The sequence below is a fragment of the Streptomyces sp. NPDC006372 genome (genome assembly GCF_040612515.1).
In the GTDB taxonomy this organism is placed as follows: Bacteria; Actinomycetota; Actinomycetes; order Streptomycetales; family Streptomycetaceae; genus Streptomyces.
The window spans coordinates 137274-164222 of record NZ_JBEXQJ010000012.1 but is presented as its reverse complement, the minus strand read 5'-3'; the positions used below and the strand labels follow the sequence as shown (position 1 = coordinate 164222).

The window sequence follows — 26949 nt, the reverse complement described above, 5'->3', positions numbered from 1 at the left end:
GGAGCCGGGGCGTCTGGAGGGTTCACAGCAGGTGCAGGTCGCGAGCGCGGCGTACGGCGTCGGCGCGGCGGCTCACCGCGAGCTTGCGGTAGATGCTCTTGAGGTGGGTCTTGACGGTGTTCGCGGAGAGGTGGAGGTCGGCGGCGATCTCCTGCGTCGACATCATCTGGGACAGTCCGCGCAGCACGTCCCGCTCCCGGAGGCTCAGTTCCTCGACGGCCAGGTCCGGGGCCGGGGCCTGCGGGGTGTGCGGCGGGGTGTGCCCGGACACGCGGTAGCGGCCGTGGCCGGAGACGAGCCAGCCCTCGGCCAGTTCCCGTGGCCGGCCGGTGCTCAGCAGCGGGCGGAGCCAGGGGCCGGCTTCCCGGAACGGCCGGCGCAGCCGCTCGCGCCGGCCGTCGAGGAGCGCGCGGGCGACGAGACGGCGGGCACCCTCCTGGTCCCCGGTCTCGTGGGCGGCCTGGGCGCGTACCAGCGTGGCGCGGACGGTGACCGCCGGGCCGGGCCGGTCGTCCTCGGGCAGGCCGTCCATGATGTCGAGCGCCTCCTCGGGGCGCCCCGCCGCGAGCCGGGCCCGCGCCGCCCCGACCGCACAGGCCATCCGGTGCCGTGCCACCGGCTCCACGACCTTCCCGGCCAGCTCGGTACGCCCTTCCGCCAGGTGCGCGGCGGACGCGAGCAGGGCGCTGTGGTCCCGCGCCCAGGGTGAGCTCACGGCCGCCGGCACGGACGCCTCAGCCGCTGCCAGCGCGCCCCGGGCATCCCCCCTGGCCAGCAGCAGGCGCCCCCGGGTGAGGGTCCGGCCCGCCTCCCACACCGGGTCCTCGACGAGCGACGGTGGGCCGGCCGCCGCGTCGAGGAGCGCCTGGGCCTCGTCGAGTTCGTCGCGGTCGATGTGCACGGCGGCCAGCACGAGGGGGCCGGTGCCGGACCCGGACCGGTGGGGCAGGCTGTAGTGCTCCGCCTGGCCGGCCGCCGCCCGGGCCTTGTGTTCCGCCCGGGCGGGCCAGCCGTTCAGGTAGTCGATCAGCGCCAGCTGTCCGAGAGCCTCCCACCGGGGCAACGCCATCGCCGCTCCGTCCGGGTGCGCCGCGACCGCCGACAGGGCGGACCGGGCGTCGTCGAAACGCCCCGCCCACAGGCGGGCGGAGCCGAGGTGGGCGAGCAGGAGGGCGGTGAGTTCCGGGTGCTCGTCGAGGAGCTGGGCGGGGACGTCCTGCCGGAGGACCCGCGCCTGCTCGGCGGCGCGCTCCGCTCTGCCCGGCGATCCGGTCAGCCGTCCCGCCAGGGCTTCCAGCAGGGCGCAGCTGAGCCGCCCCCGCGTCGGGTCGGTCCCGTCCCCGGCCAGTTGCTCCTCGGCCCGGCGCAGATGGGTCAGGCCGTGTTCGAGGTCGTGCCCCGCCAGCTCGCGTGCCGCGCGGACGAGGTCGGGCGCCGGGCCACTGACCTCGGAGCTCATCCGTGCGAACAGGGCGGACAGGTCCTCGGAGCGCAGGCCGGTGAAGAGCTGCCCGATCGCCAGGTCGTCGACGACCGCTCGGGTGGTGAACTCCCAGTCGTCGGCCGCCGCGCCCTGGACGAGCGCGTCGAGGAGGGCTCCGGAGCGGCGCAGCCACCGTGCGGCCCGGCCACGCAGTTGCGGTTCCAGGCCGGGCAGGCGCTCCCGGAGGTGGGCGCGGAGGATCTCCGCGAAGAGGGGGTGCAGGGTGTACCAGGAGTGGCCGAGGTAGTGGACGAACGCGTTCTGGCGCTGCAGCACGGCCAGGATCGACTCCGCGTCACCACGCTGCGTCAGGGCGTTCACCAGGTCGGGGCAGAAGCGGTCCAGGACGCTGATGCGCAGCAGCAGGTCCTGGGTGCCGGGTGGTTGCCGGTCGAGCACCTCGGCCAGCAGGAAGTCGGCCACCGTGCTGTGGTCGGCCTCGAACTGCTTCACATAGGCCTGGGGGTCCGGGCCCTGCCGGGCGGCCAGCGCGCACAGGCTGAGACCCGCGGCCCAGCCCTGGGTCCGCTCGACCAGGGCACGGACCGCGCTCGCGGGCAGGTGCAGGCCGTGCCGGGACAGCAGCTCGTGGGCCTCTTCCGAGGTGAAGGCCAACTCCGCGTCCCGGATCTCGGTGAGTTCCCCCGAGGCCCGGTACCGGTGCAGCGGCAACAGGGGCTCCGTGCGGGTGACGAGGACCAGGCGCAGGCCCCGTCCGGCGTGGCGCAGGACGAACTCCAGCTGTTCCGCGATCTCGGGCGAGGTGACCCGGTCGAACTCGTCGAGGACGACGACGGTGGTGTGGTCCCGGTTCTCGAGGTCGGCGGCGAGGCAGGTCAGCGTGCGCCGGTCGACGCGGCCGGCCTCCGCCGGGCAGCCGACCTCACCCGCCACGGGTACGCCGGCGGCACGCAGCGCCTCGAGCAGATAGGCCCAGAAGACCCCGGGGGCCTGGTCGGTGGTGTCGGTCGTGAGCCAGGCGACCGGAGTGCGCAGGCCGGCGGCCCAGTCGGCGGCCAGGAGGGTCTTGCCGGCGCCGGCCGAACCGTTGACCATCGTCAGGGGCGTGTCGAGGGCCTGGTCGAGGTGGCGGGCCAGACGGGTCCGGCGCAGGAACGTGGCGGGCCGCTCCGGCAGGGCGAACCGGGTGCGCAGCAGTGGGTCGCCGGTCGGATCGATGCCCGTGAACGCAGGCTCCGTACCGGTCACGTCGGTTGCGGCCATGGTGCTCACCACCGCCTGTCGTCCGTCAGGACACGAGCAGTACTCGTCTCGCTCAGGATCTCAGTGTTCCCTCCCCCACGCATGCCCGGGCCGGGTCACACCCGGCCGGTCACGGGCGCGGGGCAACCACCCGCCATGGGCGATGCGGGCACCCGCCGGGCCGGGGTTCGCTGGGAGCACACGGGCGGGAGACGGATCCGCACTCACCACCCACGCAGCCGCACGGTACGCCCGGGGCGGCCCGGAACGGGGGTACCGACCATGTGCCGCTGGCTCGCCTACTCGGGCACTCCCGTGCTGCTCGACGATGTGCTGTACCGCTCGGAGCACTCGCTGATCGACCAGAGCCTGCACGCGCGGATGGGCGTCGAGACCACCAACGGGGACGGCTTCGGAGTCGGCTGGTACGCGTCGCATCTGCGCACTCCCGCCATCATCCGCGACACCGGGCCCGCCTGGAGCAACCGCAACCTCCGGGAGATCGCCGACCACGTCCGCTCGCCGCTGTTCTTCGCCCATGTGCGTGCCTCGACCGGGGCCGCGGTGCAGCAGACCAACTGCCACCCGTTCCGGCACGGGCGGTGGATGTGGATGCACAACGGCGCGATCAGCGGCTTCCATGAGGTGCGCCGGGACCTCATGCTGGCCGTCGACCCGGTGCTGTTCCCGTCGCTCGAGGGGACGACCGACTCCGAGGTGATGTTCCATGTGGCCCTCACCCTCGGGCTCGACGGCGACCCGCCGGGCGCGGTGGCGCGGATGGCGGGGCTCGTCGAACGGCTGGGGCACGAGCACGGGGTGCCGGAACCGCTCCAGATGACGATCGCCGTGACCGACGGCGAAACGGTGTGGTTCTTCCGCTACTCCAGCGGCAGGGCTTCGCGGTCGCTGTACTACAGCAGCCGGGTGGAGGACGTGCGCGCCCTCCACCCGGACCTCGCGTTCCTGCGGCAGATCTCGGAGGAGACCCGCCTGGTCGTGTCGGAGCCGCTGGGCGATCTCCCGGGCGTCTGGAACGCCGTACCGGAGAGCACGTACGGCGTCGTCCAGCGCGGCCGGGACGTGTTGCGGCACTTCGAGCCCGAGCCCGTCTGAACCCGGCCGCGGCTCCCGGCCGCCACGGCGTCAGCGCAGTCGCGCGGCGAACGCCTCGTAGGCACGCTCGTCGAAGAGCACGAACCGGACCTCCTCGACGTCGGTCTTCGCCGCCCGCACCGCGTCCACCGCGATCCGGGCCGCGTCCTCCATCGGGTAGCGGTAGACGCCGGTGGAGATCGCCGGGAAGGCGACGGTACGGGCGCCGAGTTCGTCGGCGATCCGCAGGGACTCGCGGTAGCAGGAGGCGAGGAGGCCGGAGCGGTCCTCGGTGGCGCTGAAGACCGGGCCGACGGTGTGGATCACCCAGCGGGCGTCCAGGTCGCCGGCGGTGGTGGCGACGGCCTTGCCGGTGGCCAGGCCCTTGCCGTAGTGCCCGGCACGGAGCCCCCGGCACTCCTCGAGGATCGCGGGGCCGCCGCGCCGGTGGATCGCCCCGTCGACCCCTCCCCCGCCCAGCAGCGAGGAGTTGGCCGCGTTGACGATCGCGTCGGCGCTCTCGCGGGTGATGTCGCCCTGGACCAGTTCGATGAGGGTCATGTCTGCCTCAGTCGCTTCCAGACGGCCTTCGCGGCGTTGTGCCCCGACATGCCGTGCACGCCGGGCCCCGGCGGGGTCGCCGACGAACAGATGAAGACGGCCGGGTGGGGCGTCGTGTACGGGGAGAGGGTGAGCTTCGGGCGCAGCATGAGCTGGAGGCCGGAGACCGCGCCGGAGGCGATGTCGCCGCCGACGTAGTTGGCGTTCCGGGCGGCGAGTTCGGGCGGGCCGGCGGTGGCCCGGGCCAGGACGCGGTCGCGGAACCCCGGGGCGAAACGCTCCAGTTGGCGCTCTATGGCGTCGGTAAGGTCGCCGTTCCAGCCGTGCGGGACGTGACCGTAGGCCCAGAAGACGTGCTTGCCCGCCGGGGCCCGGGTGGGGTCGACGACGCTCGGCTGGACCGTGATCAGGAACGGCCTGTCGGGGGCGCGGCCCTCCCTCGACGCCGCGCGCAGGGCCGCGCCGATCTCCGCGCGGTCCGCGCCGATCTGCACCGTTCCCGCGACGCGGGCCTCCTTCGCGGTCCACGGCACGGGGCCGTCCAGCGCGTAGTCGATCTTGAAGACGCCGGGTCCGTAGCGGTAGTTGCGGTAGTGGTCGCCGAAGCCGGCGATGCGGGCCAGGGCGGTGGGCGAGGTGTCGAAGACGTAGGCGCGGGCCGGTGGCAGGTCGTCGAGGCGCTTGACCTCGTAGTCGGTGTGGACGCTGCCGCCGAGGTCGCGCAGGTAGGACGCGAGGGCGTCGGAGATGGCCTGTGAGCCGCCGCGGGCGACGGGCCAGCCGCGGGCGTGCGCCGCGAGGGCGAAGACCAGGCCGATGGCACCGGTGGCGAAGCCGCCGAGCGGCGCCATGACATGGGCGACGAGCCCGGCGAACAGCGCCCTGGCCCGTTCGTCGCGGAAGCGGCGCATCAGCAGGGTGGACGGCGGCAGGCCGACCAGGCCGAAGCGGGCGAGGGTGACCGGGTCGCGGGGCAGCGCGGTGAGCGGCAGCGACATGAAGTCGCGGGCCAGCACGTCCCACTTGGGCAGGAAGGGCTCGACGAGCCTGCGGTACACCCCGGCGTCGCGCGGCCCGAAGGAGGCGGCCGTCTCGCCGACCGAGCGGGCCAGCACGGCCGCCGTGCCGTCCGGGAAGGGGTGGGCCATGGGCAGTTCGGCGTGCAGCCACTCCAGGCCATGACGCTCGAGCGGGAGAGCGCGGAAAGCGGGTGAGTTGATGGCGAGCGGATGGGCGGCGGAACACGGGTCGTGCCGGAAGCCGGGGAGCGTGAGCTCCTCGGTGCGGGCTCCGCCGCCCACGGTGCCCCGGGCCTCGAAGACGGCGACGGAGAAGCCGCGGCGGGCCAGTTCCACGGCGGCGGTCAGTCCGTTCGGCCCCGCACCCACCACGACGGCATCGAGCATCGACGGCACCTTCGGACCCCTTCGTCAGCCGACGGCCACTGAGGATCAGGATATGCCCGGGGACGGACAGTCACCGGCCGCGGGGTGAATCCGGCCCTCAGAAGGCCCGACGCACGGCTGGAGCGACGGGTCGTGTACGGTGCGTGACCGTCACGCTCCGCCCGCCAGCAGTGTCGCGATCCGGCGGGCCGTGGCGGCGTCGCGGGCGGCGGTGAACGGCAGGGCGTTGCCGCCGGTGATCCGGAACGGCTCGCCCTCGCGGGTCAGATGGGTGCCGCCCGCCTCCTCGACCAGGAGTATCCCGGCCGCGTGATCCCAGGCCGCTTCCCAGGAGAAGGCGATCGCGTCGGACTCGCCCCGGGCGATGGCGAGGTACTCCAGCCCGGCGGAGCCGCAGGGGCGCGGTGCCACGCCCTCGGTGCGCAGGCAGAGCAGGGCCTGCTTCTGCTCGTCCGTCGTGTAGTCCGGGTGGGAGGTGGCCACGCGGAGGTCCCGGCCCGGCTCGGGCACACCGGCGAACAGCCGCTCTCCGTCGAGGTGGGCGCCCTTGCCCCGCTGGGCGGTGGCGAGCCGGTCGGGGACGGGGGCGTAGGTCCAGGACGCGAGCAGGGTGCCGCCCTGGGCCAGCGCCACGAGGGTGCAGAACCCCTCCTCCCCACGCACGAACTGGCGTGTCCCGTCGACCGGGTCGACGATCCAGACCGGGGCGTCGCCGCGTACCGCCTCGTACGACGCCGGGTTGGCGTGGACCGCTTCCTCGCCGACGACGACCGAGCCGGGCAGCAGGGCGACCAGCGCCTCGGTCAGGAACAGCTCGGCCTTGCGGTCGGCGTCCGTCACCAGGTCGTGCGGGCCGGCCTTCTGGTCGACCTCGTGTGCGGCGAGGCGGCGCCAGCGCGGCATGATCTCTCCGGCCGCCGCCTTGCGGATCGCCTCCTCGACGTCGGAGGCGTGCTCTTCGAGAAACTCTTCGGTGGTTTCGGTGCTTTCGATCACCCCTCCATGACAACACGCGCCACTGACAGTCCCCGGCCGCCCGGTGCACTCCGGATGGAATCCCGATGAACGCTGAACAGGGGCGCGTCCCGCCCGGGGCGCCCGGTCAGCGGCCGACCGCGTACCCCTGCATGCCGCGCGGGTTCGCCGCCGCCGACAGGACACCGGTCTCCGGGTCGCGGGCGACCACGCACATGCGGCCCTCCGACCAGGGGCCGCCCACGGTCACCTGGTGGCCGCGCCGTCGCAGCTCCGCGACGACGGCCGGGTCCGTGCGGGACTCCACGGTCACGCTCCCCGGCCGCATGCCGCGCGGGTAGAAGGAGCCGGGGAAGCTGTCGTTGTGCCAGTTCGGGGCGTCGATCGCGCCCTGGAGGTCGGGGCCGCCGCGGACCGGGCCGCGCTGCGCGACCGCCAGGAGGAAGTGCAGCTGCCACTGGTCCTGCTGGTCCCCGCCGGGTGTGCCGAACGCCAGGACGGGCACGCCGTCGCGCAGCGCGATCGACGGGGACAGGGTGCTGCGGGGGCGGCGGCCCGGGGTGAGGGAGCTGGGCAGGCCCTCCTCCAGCCAGGCCATCTGCAGCCGGGTGCCGAGCGGGAAGCCGAGCTCGGGCACGACGGGGTTGGACTGGAGCCAGCCGCCGCTGGGCGTGGCCGAGACCATGTTGCCCCAGCGGTCGACGATGTCGAGGTGGCAGGTGTCGCCCCGGGTGGTCCCGTCGGAGGTGATCTCCGGTTCACCCGGCACGGGGTCGGAAGGGCCGCCGGCGACCGTCGGTTCACCGATGCCCAGGGCGTCGAAGCCCTCCTGGGCGGCTCCGGCCACGCGCGCGTGGGCGCCCAGACGCGGGGTGCGTCCGCCGGGGCTGCCGGGCCGCAGGTCGTGGGAGGCCCGCTCGCCGACGAGGGCGCGGCGGGCGGTGTTGTACGCGTCGGACAGCAGGTCGCCGAGCGGCACGTCGGCGGCGTCGCCGTACCAGGCTTCCCGGTCGGCCATGGCGAGCTTGCAGTTCTCGACCAGGAGGTGGACGTGGTCGGCCGAGCCGTACGGGGGCAGTTCGGGCGGGAGGAGGGCGAGCTGCTGGAGGAGGACCGGGCCCTGGCTCCAGGGGCCCGGCTTGCACACCGTCCAGCCGTTCCAGTCGTACGTCACCGGCGTCTCGTAGGTCGCGGACCAGGCGGCGAGGTCGGCGGCCGTGAGGGTGCCGGTGTGGCGTTCGCCGCTGGTGTCCATGGTGGGGCGCCCGGCCTGGCGGACGAGGGCCTCGGCGATGAACCCTCGGCGCCACACCTGGCGCGCGGCTTCGATGCATGCCTCCCGGTCCCCCGCCCCGGCGGTCTCGGCGAGCAGGCGCTTCCAGGTGGCGGCGAGCACGGGGTTGGCGAAGAGCTCGCCGGGGCGGGGCGCCTTGCCGCCGGGCAGATAGACGTCCGCCGAGGAGGTCCATTCCGTCTCGAACAGCTCGCGTACGGTCTCGACGGCCTCACCGACGCGCTCCACGGGCGCGTGGCCGTGCTCGGCGTATCCCACGGCGTACTTCAGGACATCGGCGAGGGACTTGGTGCCGTGGTCGCGCAACAGCAGCATCCAGGCGTCGAACGCGCCCGGCACGGCGGCGGCCAGCGGCCCGGTGCCGGGGACGAGGTCCAGCCCGAGGCCCCGGTAGTGGGCGACCGTCGCCCCGCTGGGTGCGACGCCCTGCCCGCACAGCACCCGTACCTCGCCGCCGGCCGGAGCGAGCAGGATCGGCACCTCGCCGGCCGGGCCGTTGAGGTGCGGCTCGACGACGTGCAGCACGAACGCACCGGCCACCGCCGCGTCATAGGCGTTGCCGCCGTCCTCCAGGACGGCCATCGCCGACTGCGAGGCGAGCCAGTGGGTGGAGGAGACCATGCCGAAGGTGCCACTCAGGGTGGGGCGAGTCGTGAATTGCATATCTGACCTCGGTGTTCGCATGCGTCGGTGGGCCTGTGCAACAGCCGAACGGGCCGCGGGGAGACACTATGGGGAAGTCGACGCTTGCGTCTCCTGCTGTGCGGGCCCCATGGCTGGGCGTGCGCCGCGCTGCTAGCGTTGACGGGACCGCTCGGGAGGGACGATCGCCCGGGCGAAGGCCGGAGTTCGGTGGACGGGTGGGCACAGCCGGGAGACGGTCTTCGAGACGCGGCCATGGGGGGCGTGTGACATGGATGCCAGTGCTCTGGCGGGGGTTCACGGGATCCGCAACTACGGGTATCTGAGGGACGCGGCCGGCGACCTGCCCGACGCCCTCAGGGCCATTGCTGCCGACTGGTCGCGGTGGATCGGACACGGGCTGAGGAAGGTGGGCGGCGTCTCCCTCCAGGAGCCGTGCCCTGTCGCCTACTACGCCGACTGCGTCTTCCGGGGCGACCGCATGGGCCCCGCACAATCGCCCCGGCTGACCCCGTTCGCCGAGCAGTTGCTCGCTCAGTGGATCGAGGAAGTCCGTTCGGCGGAGACGGGGTCGGCAGCTGCGCCGCTGGTGAGTCAGGGGCGCCTCACGTCCGCGCTGCGCTCGATGACCGAGTGGTTCACGGAGCGGTACGGGCAACGGGCGCTGCGTATCGTCACCGCGGCGGTGAGCGAACTGGCGGCATATTTCGACCCGGCGTTTCCCGGGAAACGGGAGGAGGCGCAGGACCGGGTGGCCGCCGTGCTGCGCGAGCGCCGGCCGAAGGTGCTCCTGGCTCATTCCCTCGGCAGCGTGGTGGCCTACGAGGCGCTCAGCCGGGATTCCGGTCTTCACGTCGAGTTGCTGGTGACGCTGGGCAGTCCGTTGGCCATGCGGACGGTCGTGTTCGACCGACTGATACCGCCGTTGCAGGGGCGCGGATCCAAACCCCCCGGCGTCGTCGAGTGGGTGAACATCGCCGACCTCGGCGATCCGGTGGCGGTGCCGAAGGGGGGCGTTTCGCAGCGCTTTTCCGGGGTGGCGAGGGACCACGCCGCACGTATTCATCTCGTGGATCCGCACTCGGCGAAGAACTATCTGCGCTGTGCGGAACTGGTCGGGGAGATCAAGAAGTTCGTCGGGGATCGGGGCGCGTAGCGAGGTGCTGGAGCGCGTACACGCGCTCTCCTGCTCCGACGAGCACGATTCCTTCGCCGTTCGGTGCGATGGCGAAGATCGGCTGGCCGAGCGCGATCTCGTCCACGCACCGGCGCTCCCCGAGGTCCCAGACACGCAGGACGCCGTCGGTGCCACCGGACAGGGCGACGGGCCTGCCGGACAGGCGTGTGGCCACGATGACGGTGACCGCGCCCCGATGGCCGTCGGCAGTGATCCGGTCACCGATTCTGAGGTGCCCGTCGGTACCGGCATGAACGGTGATCAGTGTGTCACCTACGAAAGAGGTGGTCAGGCGTGGGTCAGCCGGCCCCCGATCCGGCTCGTCCCAGGGGATGCGGACCGCGTGCGCGCCCGAGGACGGATCCCAGAGACGGCAACCCCGAGGCGACCGAAGCATGACGACGGCGGCGCCGCCCAGGGCGATGTGTTCGATCCCGGTGACAGGGGTGCCGTCACCGGGAAGGGGCTCACAGATCTGCCGGCCGGTCAGCGGGTCCACGGCGTAGCAGGTGCCCTCCTCGTCGGCGTAGACGGCTGTGCCTGTCCTGCCGGTCGGGGTGTGCTTGCCGGTGAGGATTCCCACGCCGGTCACTTTGGGGGCCGCCGCGGAAGCCGCAGGGGCGTGTGGGACATCCGGGCCGGTGAGAACGGCGTGATGCACACCGTGCTGTCCGAAGTCCTGGAGCCGGCTGCGCCGGGTGAGGTTCCACAGTGTGGTGGAGCCTCCGCAGACCAGGCAGCACAGATCACCGTCGGTGGTGGGGTGCAGCGCGACGGCCCGGATCGGGTCGCCGTCCACCCGGATCGGCTCGCCCACCGGCCGGAAAGTGGAGAGGTCCCACACGGCGAGAGTGCCGTCCTGACTACCGATGACGGCGACGCAGTGCTCCCCCATTCGCCCCAGAGCGATGGCGTTCACCGCCGCGCGGCTCGTGGGCAGCACGCGCTTTCGCGTGCGGCTCTGCATGTCCCACACGATCGTCGTCCCGTCGGCGCAACCCGCCAGCAGCACCAGCCGCCCAGCCGAATGCCCGACGGCGACGCAGCAGGCGAGAGAGTCGGTCGGCCATTCCCGCAGTGACGGTGCGTCCGGGCCCCCGCTGTCCCAACTCCACAGTCTCCCGGCGCCGGACGTGCAGCCCACCGCCACGTAGGTGCCGTGCCCGACGGCTGCGAGGGTGGTGGGCGGCGCGTCAGGGACCGTCACCACCGGGCCCACCCGCCCACCCGACTGCAGGTTGTACGTCGTCACCTCACCGGCGCTGGTCGCACTGATGACGAGTGATCCTCCGACGTGGTCGGCGGCGGTGAGGGCGGTGACGGCATCCCCCTGCGCAGCCCAGGTGACGGTCCGCCCCTTGCGGTCGGCAACAGCTATCTGTCCCTGTGACGTCCCGATGATCAGCACGCTGCGCCCGTTGCTGCGGCCGAAGGCGAGTGCTCGTGGTGTCGCTGTGGTCAAGGCTTCGGCCTGGGGTTTCCCCCAGTTCCAGGATTGCAGGTCGCCGCCTGCGGTGAGCACGGCGACGGCGGGGGCGCTGCTGGCGGATGCGCTCGTCTCCCTACCCGCTGCCCACAAGGGAAGCCAGGACAACGGGGGTTCGCCGGGGAGGGTCGCGACCTGGAGAGCGAAGCCGGGCTCGTTCTCTTCGACGGCTGACAGCGCCAGGGCCACACGCCGCTCAGTGGTGTGCTGTGCCTTGAGCCATCGTGTCACCACTTGCCGCACCGGCCCTTCGAGGAAGGGGCCGTAGTCCTTCGCGTCGGCATGCAGGAGGTAGCCCGGATCGGCGACGACATCTGCCACCGCGCCGCAGTCGTCCGCATGGGTGAGCACATGTCGCAGGACGTAGGGCTCGGCGGCGGACCACTGGCGGCGGCCGGCGGGCCCGAGCCCGTCCAGGAGGGCGTGGAGAACCGGTGTGGACTGCTCCTCCCGATGGAGGTACCGGGTGAGTTCGCTGTGAAAGAGCCGGTGGACCGGAACGTTGTCCGTGTCGATGGAGCGGCGAAGGAAGGTGTGCCCGGCGGTGAGTGCCTCCTGGACATCCGCGAGTGACGGGGCGTTTGCGGGGTTCAGGGCAGCGACGGCACGCTGGATCACGGAGGCCGGCATGCCGTCGCCGTGGGCGTGGGCGAGGGCCGTCAGGACCCGCTGCAGCCACGGATGCGCGGTCGGGCCGGCCAGGTGGAGCTCGAGAACCTCGGGCAGGGTACGGGGGGCGGCTCTGCCCCACTCTTCGGCGGCGTCGTTTCCGAGGTGCGGCTCGAACAAGGTGGTGAAGTGGCGTGTGTAAAGGCCGGCCACGAGGAATTCGCCCCATCCGCTGCCCCGGTGGGCGACGAGGGCGTCGGCCAGGGCGCCTGCGAAGGCTCCGCTCATCTGATGGCGGTCGCGCAGCGCGGGGACGGCGCGCAGGAGGCCGCTCACGTAGGCGTGCAGGTCTGCGAGGAGAACGGCCGGTGCGACGTCGTCGAGATCGAAGCAGCACCCGGCTGCGGAGGCCTGAGCGCGCAACGCCGTGGTCTCCTCGTAGGCCCTGGTGGCCACGAGGAGCCGGACGGCAGCGGAGCCGTCGGAGCGTGTCAGGGCCATGAGGCGAGCCAGCCAGGTGACGGTGGCCTGGACGTCCGCGGCCTCGTCGAGCGCGTCGAGAACCACTGTCGGCGGCTGGGAAAGCCGCAGGGTCTGCAGGGGCGCCAGGAGCTGGTCGGGGGCGAGAGGACCCAGCGCGAGCTGGACGCCCAGTGACGAGGCGATGGCGGTGAGGCCGCGATCGCGGGCGTGGATGACCGCGAGATTCTGCACAGGCACCGGCGTGGCTGCCGCGGTGGCCCAGACGACCTGCGTGGGCTGGTGCAGGCGGGGGTGCGCGGCGCACACCAGCACGCCCAGGAGCGCGGACTTTCCGGCGCCGGGGCTGCCGGTGACGACGAAGATCTGCGCGGGATCGTCGCCGTCGAGCCAACGTGAGAGGCGGCGCAGCTCATGGGCCCGGCCGGTGAAGCCTCCGGCGTGCTGGGCCGCCCCCTTCCACCCTTCCAGTCCGGTCGCGGAGTCGACGAAGTGCCTCAGGTCCGGTCCGTGCTCCACCTCGTCGATGACGGCGCCGAGGGCAGGCGGTGCGACGGCCGTACGGCTGGAGGCACCGGCAGTGGTCTCGTCAGGTCCGGCGTCTTCCGCTGTGTGCGCGGGATTGGGGAACAGGGGAAGCATCACCTGCTCCGCGCTGACCTCCACTCGGCTCACCGTGACGTACTGGCGGTAGACGCGGTGGGCATCCGCCAATGTCAGGACGGCACGACGGACCGCGTCCGCCACAGTGCCGAGCGGGATGTAAGGCAAGTACGACGCCACGGACAGGCGCTGTGCTGTGATGTCACGCAGAACCTGGGTGAGTGCCCTGGTGAAGTGGCCGTTGAAAGCGTCCCGGTCAGGTTCACAGGCCGCGATCACCCAACCTTTGCGGCCGGTGCGGTCGTAGCGGGACTGCCACGGCAATTGTGTGACGGTGCCGGAGCTGCAGAGGTCGAGCGTGAACAGTACGGTCGGCCGGTCGGCGACGTGCTGCAGCCCGGTCAGCCAGCCGCCGATCTCCGTGCTTTCGTGCGGCACGGCGTCGGACCCCAGCGCGTAGAGGGCCTGGTCCCTGGCCTCGCCATGGGTGAGCAGGTGCACCAGGAGGACGGTGTCGGCTCCGGCGGATTCCAAGGTCTCCTGTACCAGCCGGCCCAAGCGGACCGCGGTCATGCTCTGCTCCATGACCTGAGTGACGGAGAAACCGAAACCCTCGCGGAGGACCGTCGCGAGATCCGTGATCGCGGCGGGAGCGAAGTCGAAGTCGCTCAGGGCTTCCTGTTTCTGAGTCATGAAGCCGGATATGCCGATGAGCAGCGCGCGTCGGTGCTGTGGCTGCATGGTCACACGGGTGCCGACGACATCCGGCGCAGCAGCCGTCGGGCTCGGTCGGCATGCGCGGACGGCAGCGGCTGGGGAGAGGTGACAGCCGCGTGCAGGGCGATGCGAGCCCGTTCGGTGTCTCCTTCGCGCAGCCGGGCTTCGGCTACCCGCCGTTGGGTTCTGGCCCGGTGCGGGACAAGAAGAAGGGCGTCCGCCAGTTCCGCCTCGCCCTCTGCCGTCCGGCCGAGGGCGATCAGACTGATCCCGCGGGCAGACTTCAGATCGGCACGCCGATGCGCCTCGTCATCGACGCGGGCGCGCAGGCGGTCCAGGTCGGCGAGGGCGAGACGTGGCCGGCCGAGATCGGCGTGGATCTGCCCTCTCGCGAGTAACGCGGCTCGGTTGTCCGGGTCGACGGCCAGCGCCCGGTTGAGGTGTGCCAGAGCGTCTGCCTCGTGCCCCGCGTACCAAAGGGAGTATCCGAGACCGCTCAACAGGATGGGGTCGTCGGGGAGAACGGTCAGACCCTCGTACATCACCTCTGCCGCTTCGTCGAAGTCACCTGCCATGAAGAGAGTCTCGGCGAGAGAGCGGTAGACCCGTGCCGCGGACGACAGGTCATCCACGATGGTGAACATCGACAACGCTTCACGGTAATGCCCGACCGCCGCACTCCAGTCTCCCGCGCAACGGGCGATCGCCCCGCGGAGAGCGAGAACGTCGGCAGCGCCCCATTCGTCGTTCACTTCGCGGTAGCCGATGCCGGCAGCTGCGGCCAGCTCCCTTGCCGACGTCAAATCCCCCAAGCAGTACGCTCTCTCCGCAGCGGTCCGCAGTTGGTCAGAAGTACGTGGCACATCTTCGCGGTGCTGCTCCGTTGACGGCGCCACGTCCCTGTACGGCATCGACAATTCGTACCACGGTGCGAATTCAATGTTCGTCGGCCCTCTGGTGCCGGAGCTCTCCGCGATGGAGTCCATCGGCGCCTCACTCATGGCGGCCTCCGAACAGGCGGCCACCCGAATCTCGTCGACTGCCCAACCAGGCATGGATGAACAAGTGTCCACCTCGGCAACTCACCTTGTCAATCAAAATGACCTCCTCCGCACCTCGCCATCCGCTATGCGAACGCCGCATTCAAGCCTTCGGTGAATATCTCGCCATGGCCGCCCTTCGAGGCCGACGGAACACTGCGGCGACGCACAACATACCGGCCGGAACCCCACACGGACCGGAGTTCGCAGGAACACATCCCGTTTCACCGTTAACACCCCAACGAGTGAGCCAGCGGAAATCATTGACGCGAAGCCAGGTTCACGCGGCCCCCACCGGCCGGAAAGCACGTACCATGGACAGCCCGCCCAGCGACATGCGGTCTCCTGCAATCGGAGTCACACCGTCCGAAACTCGATCGATAAACGACCAAGGAGCGGCTTCGTGGAAGCCTTCGCGCGCAGTCTGATCTTTGGCGACGAGATTCCTGCCCGGAATCCACACTTCACGGGCCGGGAGGAGGAGCTGCGGATACTGCGCCAGCGGCTGACAGCGTCCGCTGTCGAGGTTCTGAGCCAGCCCCCTCAGGCGGTGTTCGGCCTCGGAGGCATCGGCAAGACGGAGATCGCCGCCGAGTACGCGCACCGGTTCGCCAAGGAGTACGAGCTCGTGTGGTGGGTGCGGTCAGAACACGAAGATCGCATGCGCGACGCCTTCGTGAAGCTGGGAAAACGGCTGGGACTGGCCTCGACCGACGGGCAGCGCGACAAGTCGATCTGGACGGTGATGGACGCACTGCGCAGCGGCCCCTACGAACGATGGCTGCTCATTTTCGACAACGCGACGCAGCCCGAGGTCGTCAAACGCTACCTGCCCGTGGGCCGGCCGCACGGCCACGTCATCATCACCTCGCGCGAGCAGCAGTGGCGCCGCCACACCAAAGCCGAGGGCATCGAAGTCGCGCAGTTCTCCGAAGAGGAGACAGTCGAATTTCTCCGCAAGAGGGTTCCCGACCTGGCAGCACTCGATGAGCAAGGCAGGCCGCTCGACCCGGAGTCCGAGCAGAGCCGCCACAGCGATGCCGTACGCCTGGCACGTGCACTGGACAATCTGCCCATCGCCGCGGAACACGCCGCTGCCTACCTGGCCGAGACCAGGAGCTCGGCGAACGCCTATCTGGAAATGTTCGAAGAGAACGCACACGAGCTGTTCAGTGAGCACGTCGACATGGACTACCCCCACGTCGTAGCCACCACATGGAGCATTTCCAGCCGTCAACTCGGCGCGGACGCCACCGAACTCTTCAACCTGTGTGCATTCTTCTCTCCGGAGCCCATGGCAGAGGAACTCTTCCTCACCGGCGGCAGGAATGTGCAGGCTCCGGAAGCCCTTGCCGAAGTACTCGCGGACATCCGGCGCTTCCGGCAAGCAGCACGACGGCTGCACCGCTACTCCCTCGCGAAGACGGACGGCAAGCGCAATGTGCTGATCGTGCACCGGGTGGTGCAGCGCGTCACCCGCGGGCAGATCGCCATCGAACGCCCTCAGGACTGCGACGCATACCGCACAGCGGTACACACCCTCCTCGCGTCCACCAACCCGCGCAACCCGGACCGGGAGAGCAACGACGCACAGTACGAACGGTCCCTGCAGCACCTCATGCCCGCAGGCGCCCTGCACACCGACAACCAGGATCTGCGCCAGCTCATCGTCGACCAGGTCCGCCGCCTCCACCTGCGAGGCGGACACGAAGAGTCCCTACGGCTCGGGGAAGCCGCACTCAAGGTCTGGCGGGAGAAATGGGGACGCGATGACGAACGCGTCCTCCAACTCGCCGTCGAAGTCGGCATCGCCATGCGCCTGGCGGGACGTTCCAAAGAGGCGCGAGAGCTCAACCAGGAGACACTGGAGCTGCTGACCAGGAATTTCGGCGAGGACCACGAAGTCACCCTGATCTGCGCCAACAGCTACGGCGGCGACCTGCGCGCGCTCGGGAGGTTCGACGACGCGCTCGAACTCGACCGCAAGCTGCTGCCCCTGTTCGAACGCGTCTTCCTCCCGCACCATCCGCGTACCCTCAACGTCCGCAACAACCTGGGCGCCGACTACAGGCGGCTGGGCCGGTTCCGCGAAGCACTGCAGCAGGACGAGCTGGCCTACGCCGAGCGGGAACGTGTCCTCGGACCCACCAACCTGCGCACCCTCACGTCCAAGGACTCGATCTCACACGACCTGCGGGGCTGCGGCCAATATGATCTCGCCCTCGACGTGGCACGCGACGTCATCACCGCCCTCGCGCTGCGCACCGGCCCCGAAACGCTGGACTCCCTCAACGCACAGAAGAGTTTCGCGGTCGCGCTGCGCAAGGCCGGCCACTACGAAGACGCCCTCCAGGAAAGCGAGAGGGCAGTCCAGCGATACATCGACTTCCTGGGCGAGGAGCACCGCTACACCCTGCGGGCCCAGATCAACCGGATCAATGACCTGAGGGTCACCGACCATCTGCGCGAAGCCGAGGAGCTCGGACGCTCAGCACTGGCGATGTGCCCCAGGCTCGACAGCCCGAAGGGTGACATCACATGGGCCACGATGGTGAACCTCGCTCTGGTCCTCAGGCGCAACAACCCTGAAGAGGCGCGGGTCCTGGACGAGACGGCGGTGCAGGGTATGGGCGAGGTCTTCGGCCCGGAGCATCCCTTCACCTTGCAGGCGACGGCCAACCTGGCCAGTGACCTCGCAGCCGTCGGAGACACGGCCGGCGCCCTCGACCTGGGCGAACGCTGCTACGAGGCCGCCGGCCGGGTCCTCGGGGAGAATCACCCGGACACCCTCGCGATGGGAGCCAACCTGAGCATCGACCGGCGGGCCACGGGCGACACACAGCAAGCGGAGGACCTGCGGGCCGACGTCCTCCGCCGCTACGAGGAAGTCCTTTCCGTGGAACATCCGGTCACCCGGATCGCACAGCAGCGCGGGCGTATCAGCATCGACATCGAGCCTTACTGAAGAGCCCTGCCCAGGTCTGCCGACACCCGGCTCCGTATGGACGTGATCAGGTGCAGCAGATCCGGGCAGTAGACGGACGGATTCACGAAACCGCCGTCCTGGTGGTACCGGTGCGTGAACAGCCCGCCGCCACAAGTCCGCATGACCGGACATCTCCTGCAGATTGCAGCCAGTGAGTCGACGCCCCCCTGTCTCAGCCCGGTCAGCGGATGCGACAAGGCGGCGTCGAACGCGTCGGTCGACACATGCAGATCAAGGTCCGCGGCCCCCGCGTGAGCGGCCGAAAGCGAATCGAGTTGCTTGATCGACCCGTCCGTGTCCACCACCACCACGGTCGACGGCCGCAAGCCCAATCCCTCGACCGCGGGAGTTCCTCCCAGAACCGCCTGAGTGATCTCCCCGAACATCCGCACCCAGGTCTCCGCCTCGTCGTACCACCGGTCGAAGATCGCGAGCAGCCATTCGGCATACGGTGTGCCGGTGGAGCCTTCGCCGCGTCCCGGGGGCGGCTGCGTCCACGTGCCGTGAGGGAGAAGGAAGTCGACCGCGGGTGGCGCGTACGCCAGCAGCGCCTCATACGTTGCGAGCGGAGGGCTCCTGAGGTCGATGGTGCAGAGCAGGCCGGCGAAGGTTTCCCGGAACCGCTCCCCGCTCAGCAATCGCAGAGCCCGATCGACATGGCGATGGCTGCCGTCGCCGCCCGCGAAGCGTCGATGCCGATCGGTGGCACCCGCGTCACCGTCCAGGCTCACGCCGATCCTCACATCGAGACCGGCCAGGACCTCGAGACGCTCCTGTGTGAGCAGGGTTCCGTTGGTCTGCATACTCACATCCACCTGAGCCGGGACTCTCTCGCGCACACGCCGTATCAGCTCGGCAAGAAACTCCGTCCCGGCCAGCAGTGGTTCACCGCCGTGCAGAACCACGGAAAGTGACGGTAGACGATGAGCGTCCACGTGCTCGGCGATCCGCTCGACCACCTGATGCATGGTGGTCCGGCTCATCCGGCGCGGCTGATACCGCCACGACTGATCACTCATCTCGTAGACGTAGCAGTAGTCACAGGCCAGATTGCAGCGACTGTGCACTTTCAGGACGAACTGCCGGAACGGAACCATCGTCATGACGAACACTCCGTGACCTCGGCGTCGGCAAGCCAACCCGCGAGTTCGAGCGGATCGATGCGGCTCCCGGTGATGTCATGAATTGCCGAATGCACGGCGAAGACGAGCGCAACCCGGCGACGCAGGAATGCTGCAGCCGGTCCCGGCATGCTGTCGGCCGCAGCCATGGAAAGACCCGACCAGACCTCCGGCTCCACGGGACGCCGACAAATCTCGGCCCGGTAGGCCGCGGTCGCTGAAGGCATGTCATCACGAAGCAACGCCACATCCGCCGCGCTGAGACGCAGACCCCCCGGACCGCCCGGCCCTTTCTCCTCCAGCAACTCCCGGAAGCGCTCGGGGTCTGCATAACGCATGGTCAGCAGAGTTCCCCTCGCATGAGCGGGCCGCTGATGGGCAGGCTGGACACGACGCTGCATCGAAGCGCACTCGGCCGGCTCTCGAGTCCTCCCGGCGTTCCACGCCTCGGCCAGCCGGACGACGGGTTCGGGATCGAACGAGACATGCCGCGCCTCCCACGTCGTCCGGTGCTCGCAGGAGGCAGCCAGGGCAAGGCGGGATGCTGTATCAGGCACACAGTCGCGCTGCCACCGACGCAACTGCTGCGCTGCCACCTCGACGAAGCGCCTTCCCTCTGCCGTCAGCCGGCCCGACACGAGCAGGCCCATGACGACCTCCAGGGTCTCCCTGCAGCGGCGGAAGAACTCGGCATGTCCCCGCAGCGCCCGATCGGGCGGCATGTGCCAACGCTGCACCTGCCAGAACCGGGTGACGCCGAGATAGGCGTAGGCGCCTTGCAGCAGTCCCCGCACGGGGCGGGGGTCGTCCCGCCAAGGCGCGTAGGACAGCGCTCCGTCTCCGGGTACCACCAACGGAAAGAGATCGAGAATTCCGCACAGTTTCAGGTGCTGGAACTCGTGGACCAGGGTCTCGGCCAGTGTCAAGTCATCAGCGGCCAACGACGTAGCGATTGCACCGAATACCGCGGGCGAGGTGGCGGCTACAGTTGACCCTTTCAGATCGGGTCGGAGAGGAACGATGGTCTGCACAGCAACAGACATGGCTGCCGCCGTGTCCGGATGATGCTCAGTGAGAATGCGCCAGGCGCCGGCGATCCTTTCGGACCACCTTTGCAGGTCGAGCGAACTCAGTCTCTCCGTCCGTCGATGCCGATAGCGATCCAGATACGGCGTGGTGTCGTCGAGATCGACAGAGAACGACACATTCCGATCCCGGACGCATACTCTGACCGGCACGGGTTCGGGTAACGGCGACGGAACCCCGCCCACCATGATTTCCAGTCGGGCACTACGACGCCGAAGTCGGACATCCCCCTGCACCGACACTGGCAATGCGCCAAGACCTGGAAGAACGAGCCGACCGTCCGGCACCACGAGCGGCAGATCAAAATCAATGCCGGCCCAGATGCAACCAGCGGCCGCGAAGGTCCCCGCCTGGGCAAGATCCGCCCTCAAGGCGGGACTCGCCTGATCGGCCTGAGTGACGCTTCTCAGACAGTCGACGGCCCACGCCCCCAACTGGGGCATCTGGAAAACCCTGCCCAATACTTCAGGAGCCTCCCGCTGAACGCGCCCCAGTGCCTCCCAGACGCCGGCCAACTCCAGTCCGGCGTGAAGTGCGGGAAAGCGCCGGGCGGCCTCACTGATGACACTGTGAAAGAGGAGGATGTGTTTGCTGCGTTCCGCTTCACACAGGCGCTCCACCGTCGCAACATCATTGACGCCTTGGGCAAGCCGGTCCAGATCCGCTCGCTGTAGACCATGTGTACAAACGCCCAAGCGCTCGATCATATGTTTGCATTGAACGAGTAGAGAGGCTCTTGCTCGTCCTCGAGTCTCTCCAGTAACTTTCGCATCGATGCCCGGAGTCCCGCCGACGGCAGTTCGTCGATCTGCGACAGCTGTAAATCAGCCAGTTCGGGAAGATTGGACTGGAGAATTTCTTCCGACCGCTCCATGAGTCGCCCCCCACATCGACGCGGCGCGGCTCCGCCGCTGCAGAGCCAGACCTGACTGCAACTTCTCTACCCCGGCGGAGGCAACCCTACGATTGTAGCCGCCAAATCCCGCCGTTGCGCGGACAATCAATTCGCACTGCACTCAGCCATAGCTGAGTCAGTAGCCCGCGGCTGCCCCAGGGCCTGACCGCCTGACCTCTCCACAGGGCGACGTCAGTCACAGTGCACGGCTCGACCGGCCCCGCACCCTGCGGAAAACGCGCAGGTCAAAGCTCGAATGCCGTCAGGTTATGAATCTCCGTGATGTCAGGCATTGGACGCATGCAACGCTGCGTCACACCCTGGAACGTCTGGAACGAACCCCGTCCCCACCTGCGAGGAGTCATCATGGGTACAGAGAGGAGCACCGTCGACGGTGTCATCCGGACGAGCGCGCGCGGACACGCTGTACTGAACAGTCCGCGTCTGAACCGGGGTACGGCCTTCACCCGGCCGGAGCGGCAGGAGCTGGGGCTGGTCGGCCTGGTGCCGCCGCAGGTGCTGACCCAGGACCAGCAGGCCGCCCGCGCCTACACGCAGTTCCGCTCCCAGCCCGACGACCTCGCCAAGAACGTCTATCTGACGGCGCTGCGCGACCGCAACGAGGTGTTGTTCCACCGGCTCCTCGGCGACCACCTGGCCGAGATGCTGCCGATCGTGTACACCCCGACCGTCGGTACGGCGATCGAGCGCTACAGCTACGAGTACCGCCGCCCGCGCGGCGTGTACCTCTCGGTCGACGACCCCGACGCCATCGAGCGTTCCCTGCGGGCCTCCGGGCTGGGCGCCGGCGATGTGGACCTGATCGTCGCGACGGACGGCGAGGCGATCCTCGGCATCGGCGACTGGGGGGTCGGCGGTATCGACATCGCGGTGGGCAAGCTCGCCGTCTACACGGCCGCAGCCGGGGTGGACCCGGCCCGCACCCTGGCGGTGATGCTGGACGTCGGCACCGACCGGCAGGAACTGCTGGACGATCCGCTGTACCTGGGCAACCGGCACCCGCGTGTGGACCGGGACAGCTACGACGCCTTCATCGACGCCTACGTCACCACGGCCACGAAGCTGTTCCCCGACGCCCTGCTGCACTGGGAGGACTTCGGCTCGTCCAACGCCCGGCGCATCCTCGACCGGTACCGCGAGAAGACGCTCACCTTCAATGACGACATCCAGGGCACCGGCGCCGTCAACCTGGCCGCCGTGCTCTCCGGGGTGCGCGCCGGCGGTGCCGCGCTGCGCGACCACCGGGTGGTGCTCTTCGGCGCCGGTACCGCCGGGGTCGGGATCGCCGAGCAGCTGCGCGACGCGATGGTCGCCGACGGGCTGACACCGCGGGAGGCCGCGGGCCGCATCTGGGCCGTCGACCGCCACGGGCTGCTGACCGAGGGCCAGCAGGGGCTGCGGGACTACCAGATGCCCTTCGCCCGCAGCCGTGCCGAGGTGGCCGGCTGGCGGCACGACGAGGACCTCGGTGGTGTGCCGCTGGCCGAGGTCGTCGACCGGGTTCGCCCGAGCGTCCTGATCGGAACGTCGGGGCAGGGGGGTGCCTTCACCGAGGACATCGTCCGCTCCATGGCCGCGCACACCGACCGGCCCGTCGTCCTGCCCCTGTCCAACCCCACCCGGCTGGCCGAGGCCGTCCCCGCCGACCTGCTCGCCTGGACGGGCGGCCGGGCCCTGATCGCCACCGGCAGCCCCTTCGCGCCGGTGGAGACGGACGGCGTCACCCACCACATCGGGCAGGCCAACAACGCGCTGGTCTTCCCGGGCCTGGGGCTGGGCACCGCCGTCGTCCGGGCCGAGCGGATCACCGACGGCATGCTGGTGGCAGCGGCCCGCGCCATCGCGGACCAGACCGACGCCACGGCGCCGGGCGCGCCGATCCTGCCCCCGATCGACCGGCTGCGCGACACCTCCGTGGCGGTGGCGGTGGCCGTGGCCCGCGCGGCGGTCGCCGACGGCGTCGCCCGGGACACGGCCGACGACACGATCGAGGAGCGCGTCCGTGCGGCCATGTGGCAGCCGGTGTACCCGCCGATCGAGGCCGTCTGACGGGCCCGGCCGCCCGGCCTCGCTCCACATCCCAGGGGGGCACCGACCGTACCCCCACGGCTCTCTGACCTGCCGTCACCGACCCGCACGGTCGCGCCTCCGCCCTGTTCCAAAGGAATGACGCAGTCATGTCTTTCGCCGAGATCTTCACCGTCGTGGTGCCGGTCTTCCTCCTCATCGCGGTCGGCTACGGCACCGGCCGGCGGGCGCTCTTCGACGTGGGCGGCGCCCAGGCACTGCGCGAGCTCACCATGCAACTCGCGCTGCCCGCCGCCCTGCTGCTGAGCATCTGGCAGACACCGCGGCACGTGCTGGTCGAGCAACTGCCCCTGGTGGGCCTGCTGGCGTTCGGGTTCCTCGCCGTGTACGCCGTCCTGCTCGGCGTCCTGCGCCTCGCGGCGCGCCGTTCGCTGCGGCGGGCGGCCCTGTTCGCGCTGGCGTGCGTCCAGCCGCAGTACGCCTTCATGGGCACCTCCATCCTGGGCGGCCTGTTCGGGACCGCGCAGGCCGCCGTGCCGATCGCCGTCGCGGGCATCATCGTCAACGTCGTGCTCGACCCGGTCGTCCTGATCCTCCTCGGCATGCCGGAACATCCGGCGCCCCGGACGGTCACCGCCGGGGCGGCGGCCCCCGCTCGGCAGCCGGCCCTGGCCACCGTCGGCGGGGGCGGGCCCGAGGCGGCCGTCGCCGAGCCGGCCCCCGCCGGGGCCGGGACGCCCGGCCCTCGCCCCTCCGTGCTGCGCACCGTCGGGCACGCCCTGCGCGAGCCGTTCTGCTGGGGCCCGGTCCTGGGCCTGGTGCTGTCGGTCGCCGGGGTCGGGGTGCCGGACATCGCCGACTCCGCGTTGAGCCTGCTCGCGGGCGCCGCCTCGGCGACGGCCCTGCTGTACGTCGGCGTGTCCGTCGCCCGCATCGGCCGGCCCACGCTCTCCCCCGCGGTGTGGGCGGTCTCGCTCACCAGCGTCGTCGTCCTGCCCCTGCTCGTCTACGGGACGGGACTGGCCCTGGCCTCCGAGGCCGTCGCCGCCCAGGCCGCGCTGATCCTCGCGTTCCCCGTCTCGCCCGTCCCCCTGATGTTCGCCGCCCGGCACGGCTCGGCCGAGGACGTGCGGACCATCGGCTCCGCCGTCGTGCTGAGCCTGCTCCTCTCCTTCGTGACCCTGCCCCTGCTCATCGAGCTGGTCGGCTGACCACGGCAGGCGGAGCACCCCCGGGGCCGCCTCGCGCGGCCCCGCGCCCGCCTCCCCGCCGACCACCCCGAAAGGACACGGCCTCATGACACCAGCAGCAGACACGCGACCGGACCGCCCGCGCCGCACGTCGCGCCCGCGGTGGCCGCGCTCCGTTCTCGGCCGCCTGCCTGCCTCCCTGCCCCTCGCTGCGGCTGCGCGGGGCGCCGTCGCGCTCGCGCTGCCCCTGCTCGTCGGACTCGTCACCGGGTACGTCGTGCCCTCGGTGATCGCCGCGATCGGCGCCCTGTGGGGGGTGAGCCAGGACGGTTCCGATCCGTACCGGGTGCGAGTGCGGCGGCTGGGCTGGACCGGGGTGTCCAGCACACTCGGCCTGCTCGCCGGTGAACTCGCCCTGCGCAGCGGGCACTCGGCGGCGGTGGCGGTGTGTCTGGTGGCGGCCGCGCTGGTGGCCGGCGGTGTCAGCCTGCGGGAGCGGATCGCGTCCGTGTCGGGCATGCACCTCCTGCTCGGCGTCACGATCGGCAGTGGCATCCCCGTGCCGGGGCCGTGGTGGCAGGCGCCGCTGGCCCTGCTCGCCGGTGTCGTCCTCGTCCTCGTGCTGTCCGCGGCCCCGTGGCTGTGGCGCCGGCACCACGTCGAACGGGCCGCCGTGCTCGCCGTGTACCGGAGCGCGGGCGAGGCCCTGGCGGTTGCGGGTACCGATGCCGCCGAACAGGCCCGCCTGCGGATGACGCTGGCCCTGAACCACGCCCACGAGGTGATGGCCCCCCATCTCGCCCCGCGCGGACGGCGGCAGGGCGGCGAGGCGGAGGAACTGGTCCGGGCATTCCACTACGCGGTGCGGCTGGGCGAGGCCGTGACGGCGGTGGTGTGGGAGGGCCGTGCGCTTCCGCCCGCCCTGACCGGCGTACCCCGGCACCTGGCCGGACGCCTGCTGCCGGGACACCGCGCGGCCCCGGAGGACCGGGTCGCGGAGCCGGCGCCGGTGCCCGACTCGCCGGGCCGGCGCGCCCTGGCCGAGCTGGCCTCCGCCGTCGACGGCGAACCGGACGCGGCAGGCCTGGAGTTGCGTCTGCCGGCACACGACCGGCCCGACCGCGCGGCGCGGGTGCGCTACGCCCTGTTGCTGGCGGGATGCGTGCTCGCCGCCCATCTGCTCGCCGAGGCGCTGCACCGCCCCCGCGGCTACTGGCTGCCCATGACGGTGGCCTTCGTCTACAAGCCCGACTTCGGCCCGCTGCTGCCCCGGGCCGTGCACCGCTGCGTCGGCACGATCGTCGGGGTGGCCGCCATCGGAGCGGTGTCCGCGGCGGCCACCGGTACGTACGCCGTGGTGGGTGTGGTGGCCGTGTTCGGCGCGCTCATGGCCGTCGGCGTACGGCACCACTACGCGCTCGCCACCCTGGGCCTGACCGCCGTCGTGTTCGTGCTCCTCGATCTGCTGGGCGACCATCGCGCGCTGTACGGCACGCGGGTGGTGGACACGGCGCTGGCGTCCGCGCTCGTGCTCGTCGCGCACTTCGCGGTGTGGCCGGACTCCTCCGAGCACCGGGCCGAGGCGCAGACCGAGGCCGCCGTCGCCGCCGCTCGCCGCTATCGCGACGCCGCGCCGGAAGCCGGCCCGGGCCAGCGGCAGTCGCTGCGCCGGGCCGCCTACCACCAGCTGGCCGAGGCGCGGCGCACGGTCGCTCACGCCCGGCGGGAGCCGGCCCGCCGCGGGCGGCCTCTGCCCGACTGGGAGAGCGCGATCACGGCCGCCGAACGGCTCTGCGACCAGGTGACCGGGCAGGCGGTCGCGGGGGCGGCGAGCCCGGTCCGCTGACGTCTCCCCCTTCGCGCGGGCCCTTCCCCTCGCCGGGATCCATGCCGCTGCCGCCTGGGCCACCAGCGACCCATGAGGGGGAAGAATGGAACCATGGACCTTCAGGTACTGCGTTCCTTCCAGGCCGTCGCCGAGGGAACGACGGTGACCGACGCCGCGACGGACGCCGGCATCACCCAGCCCGCCCTGTCACGGGCCCTGGCCCGGCTGGAGGACGAGGTGGGCGCGGCGCTCCTGCAGCGCGTCGGACGCGTGCTGCGCCTCACCCCGGCGGGGCGGGTGTTCAAGGAGTACGTCGACGGGGTGCTCGACAACTACGACCGGGGCCGCCGCGCCGTGGCCGAGATGGTCCACCCCGACTCCGGAGTGGTGTCGCTGGCCTTCCTGCACACCCTGGGCACCTGGCTGGTCCCCCGGCTCGTCACGGACTTCCGGCGGACTTTCCCGCAGGCGCAGTTCGAGCTGCACCAGGACGGCGAGATCGGACTGACCCGGCACCTCCTCGACACGACCGCCGATCTGGTCATCACCAGCAGCGACCCCGGCCACCCCTTGGTCACCTGGCGGCGTCTGCTGGTGGAGCCGCTGCGGTTGGCCGTCCCGGCCCGGCACCGGCTGGCCAGGCGGCGCCGGATCCGCCTGGCCGAGGTGGCCGAGGAGCGGTTCATCCTGCTCAAGCAGGGATACGGGCTGCGCGACATCACCGCGGCGCTGTGCCGCGAGGCCGGCTTCACCCCGGACATCGCCTTCGAGGGCGAGGAGGTGGAGACCCTGCGCGGCCTGGTCGCCGCGGGTCTGGGGGTGTCCCTGATCCCGTCGTCGCCGGACGTCACGCCGGCCTCCGAGGCGCCGATCCGCTACCTGGAGATCACCGACGTCCGGGGCGCCCGGGACATCGGAATCGCCTGGCTGGGCTCGCGCGCCCTGCCGCCGATCACGCGGCGCTTCCTCGACCACGCTCTGCGGGCTGCGGCCGACCGGACGACGTTCGAGACGTGAATGTCC

At 71.0% G+C, this 26949-nt stretch carries 16 protein-coding genes; 7 read left to right on the top strand and 9 right to left on the bottom strand.

What is annotated here, in order from left to right; translation table 11 throughout:
- Positions 1 to 22: 22 nt before the first annotated feature.
- The gene (locus ABZ016_RS20265) at positions 23 to 2707 is read right to left on the bottom strand and encodes a LuxR C-terminal-related transcriptional regulator (protein WP_356918009.1); all 2685 of its coding nucleotides are present in this window, start codon (positions 2705 to 2707) and stop codon (positions 23 to 25) included.
- 261 nt (positions 2708 to 2968) lie between these two features.
- On the opposite strand from ABZ016_RS20265, the gene ABZ016_RS20260 reads away from it, so the two are divergent.
- Complete coding sequence (locus ABZ016_RS20260; protein WP_356918008.1) at positions 2969 to 3802, top strand: class II glutamine amidotransferase; 834 nt, start codon at positions 2969 to 2971, stop codon at positions 3800 to 3802.
- Positions 3803 to 3832: 30 nt separating this feature from the next.
- Here the strand turns inward: ABZ016_RS20260 and ABZ016_RS20255 are convergent, their stop codons facing one another.
- The 4 genes from ABZ016_RS20255 to ABZ016_RS20240 all read right to left on the bottom strand — a co-directional run bounded on the left by ABZ016_RS20255 (position 3833) and on the right by ABZ016_RS20240 (position 8680).
- Positions 3833 to 4342, bottom strand: coding sequence for an O-acetyl-ADP-ribose deacetylase (locus tag ABZ016_RS20255; protein ID WP_356918007.1), 510 nt, complete (start codon positions 4340 to 4342; stop codon positions 3833 to 3835).
- Complete coding sequence (locus tag ABZ016_RS20250) at positions 4339 to 5748, bottom strand: NAD(P)/FAD-dependent oxidoreductase (protein WP_356918006.1); 1410 nt, start codon at positions 5746 to 5748, stop codon at positions 4339 to 4341. The genes ABZ016_RS20255 and ABZ016_RS20250 overlap by 4 nt, the downstream gene beginning before the upstream one ends.
- Positions 5749 to 5898: 150 nt before the next feature.
- On the bottom strand, positions 5899 to 6744 hold the full coding sequence (locus ABZ016_RS20245) for an inositol monophosphatase family protein (protein ID WP_356918005.1): 846 nt from the start codon (positions 6742 to 6744) through the stop codon (positions 5899 to 5901).
- Positions 6745 to 6850: 106 nt separating this feature from the next.
- On the bottom strand, positions 6851 to 8680 hold the full coding sequence (locus ABZ016_RS20240) for a gamma-glutamyltransferase (protein ID WP_356918004.1): 1830 nt from the start codon (positions 8678 to 8680) through the stop codon (positions 6851 to 6853).
- Between the two features lie 250 nt (positions 8681 to 8930).
- Here ABZ016_RS20240 and ABZ016_RS20235 point away from each other — a divergent pair, with 250 nt between their 5' ends.
- Positions 8931 to 9815, top strand: a complete 885-nt coding sequence (locus tag ABZ016_RS20235) for a hypothetical protein (RefSeq protein ID WP_356918003.1) — start codon at positions 8931 to 8933, stop codon at positions 9813 to 9815.
- Here the strand turns inward: ABZ016_RS20235 and ABZ016_RS20230 are convergent.
- Positions 9784 to 13707, bottom strand: coding sequence for a hypothetical protein (locus ABZ016_RS20230; protein WP_356918002.1), 3924 nt, complete (start codon positions 13705 to 13707; stop codon positions 9784 to 9786). The genes ABZ016_RS20235 and ABZ016_RS20230 overlap by 32 nt on opposite strands.
- A gap of 50 nt (positions 13708 to 13757) precedes the next feature.
- Complete coding sequence (locus ABZ016_RS20225) at positions 13758 to 14717, bottom strand: tetratricopeptide repeat protein (RefSeq protein ID WP_356918001.1); 960 nt, start codon at positions 14715 to 14717, stop codon at positions 13758 to 13760.
- A 457-nt stretch (positions 14718 to 15174) separates the two neighbouring features.
- On the opposite strand from ABZ016_RS20225, the gene fxsT reads away from it, so the two are divergent.
- Entirely contained in the window at positions 15175 to 17736 is a 2562-nt protein-coding gene (gene fxsT / locus ABZ016_RS20220; RefSeq protein ID WP_356918000.1) for an FxSxx-COOH system tetratricopeptide repeat protein, read from the top strand.
- On the opposite strand, the gene ABZ016_RS20215 is transcribed toward fxsT, so the two are convergent.
- Entirely contained in the window at positions 17730 to 18860 is a 1131-nt protein-coding gene (locus tag ABZ016_RS20215) for an FxsB family cyclophane-forming radical SAM/SPASM peptide maturase (RefSeq protein ID WP_356917999.1), read from the bottom strand. The two genes, fxsT and ABZ016_RS20215, sit on opposite strands and share 7 nt — an antisense overlap.
- Positions 18857 to 20671: an HEXXH motif domain-containing protein gene (locus tag ABZ016_RS20210; RefSeq protein WP_356917998.1), complete on the bottom strand. Its 1815-nt coding sequence runs from the start codon at positions 20669 to 20671 to the stop codon at positions 18857 to 18859. Before ABZ016_RS20210 ends, ABZ016_RS20215 begins: the two co-directional genes overlap by 4 nt.
- 554 nt (positions 20672 to 21225) lie before the next feature.
- Here ABZ016_RS20210 and ABZ016_RS20205 point away from each other — a divergent pair.
- The 4 genes from ABZ016_RS20205 (at position 21226) to ABZ016_RS20190 (ending at position 26943) form a co-directional block, all read left to right on the top strand.
- On the top strand, positions 21226 to 22929 hold the full coding sequence (locus ABZ016_RS20205) for an NAD-dependent malic enzyme (RefSeq protein WP_356917997.1): 1704 nt from the start codon (positions 21226 to 21228) through the stop codon (positions 22927 to 22929).
- Positions 22930 to 23057: 128 nt separating this feature from the next.
- Complete coding sequence (locus ABZ016_RS20200; protein ID WP_356917996.1) at positions 23058 to 24119, top strand: AEC family transporter; 1062 nt, start codon at positions 23058 to 23060, stop codon at positions 24117 to 24119.
- An 85-nt stretch (positions 24120 to 24204) separates the two neighbouring features.
- Complete coding sequence (locus ABZ016_RS20195; RefSeq protein WP_356917995.1) at positions 24205 to 25944, top strand: FUSC family protein; 1740 nt, start codon at positions 24205 to 24207, stop codon at positions 25942 to 25944.
- Positions 25945 to 26037: 93 nt separating this feature from the next.
- Complete coding sequence (locus ABZ016_RS20190; RefSeq protein ID WP_356917994.1) at positions 26038 to 26943, top strand: LysR substrate-binding domain-containing protein; 906 nt, start codon at positions 26038 to 26040, stop codon at positions 26941 to 26943.
- The last annotated feature ends 6 nt before the right edge of the window (positions 26944 to 26949 follow it).

What these genes read in the sequence shown, in the direction of transcription:
- ABZ016_RS20230 (WP_356918002.1), bottom strand. Translation starts at nt 13,707, where the DNA reads ATGACTCAGAAACAGGAAGCCCTGAGCGACTTCGACTTCGCTCCCGCC.
- ABZ016_RS20200 (WP_356917996.1), top strand. Translation starts at nt 23,058, where the DNA reads ATGTCTTTCGCCGAGATCTTCACCGTCGTGGTGCCGGTCTTCCTCCTC.
- ABZ016_RS20195 (WP_356917995.1), top strand. Translation starts at nt 24,205, where the DNA reads ATGACACCAGCAGCAGACACGCGACCGGACCGCCCGCGCCGCACGTCG.
- ABZ016_RS20260 (WP_356918008.1), top strand. Translation starts at nt 2,969, where the DNA reads ATGTGCCGCTGGCTCGCCTACTCGGGCACTCCCGTGCTGCTCGACGAT.
- ABZ016_RS20225 (WP_356918001.1), bottom strand. Translation starts at nt 14,717, where the DNA reads ATGGACTCCATCGCGGAGAGCTCCGGCACCAGAGGGCCGACGAACATT.
- ABZ016_RS20215 (WP_356917999.1), bottom strand. Translation starts at nt 18,860, where the DNA reads ATGACGATGGTTCCGTTCCGGCAGTTCGTCCTGAAAGTGCACAGTCGC.
- ABZ016_RS20250 (WP_356918006.1), bottom strand. Translation starts at nt 5,748, where the DNA reads ATGCTCGATGCCGTCGTGGTGGGTGCGGGGCCGAACGGACTGACCGCC.
- ABZ016_RS20190 (WP_356917994.1), top strand. Translation starts at nt 26,038, where the DNA reads ATGGACCTTCAGGTACTGCGTTCCTTCCAGGCCGTCGCCGAGGGAACG.
- ABZ016_RS20255 (WP_356918007.1), bottom strand. Translation starts at nt 4,342, where the DNA reads ATGACCCTCATCGAACTGGTCCAGGGCGACATCACCCGCGAGAGCGCC.
- ABZ016_RS20265 (WP_356918009.1), bottom strand. Translation starts at nt 2,707, where the DNA reads ATGGCCGCAACCGACGTGACCGGTACGGAGCCTGCGTTCACGGGCATC.
- ABZ016_RS20210 (WP_356917998.1), bottom strand. Translation starts at nt 20,671, where the DNA reads ATGATCGAGCGCTTGGGCGTTTGTACACATGGTCTACAGCGAGCGGAT.
- ABZ016_RS20235 (WP_356918003.1), top strand. Translation starts at nt 8,931, where the DNA reads ATGGATGCCAGTGCTCTGGCGGGGGTTCACGGGATCCGCAACTACGGG.
- ABZ016_RS20240 (WP_356918004.1), bottom strand. Translation starts at nt 8,680, where the DNA reads ATGCAATTCACGACTCGCCCCACCCTGAGTGGCACCTTCGGCATGGTC.
- ABZ016_RS20205 (WP_356917997.1), top strand. Translation starts at nt 21,226, where the DNA reads ATGGGTACAGAGAGGAGCACCGTCGACGGTGTCATCCGGACGAGCGCG.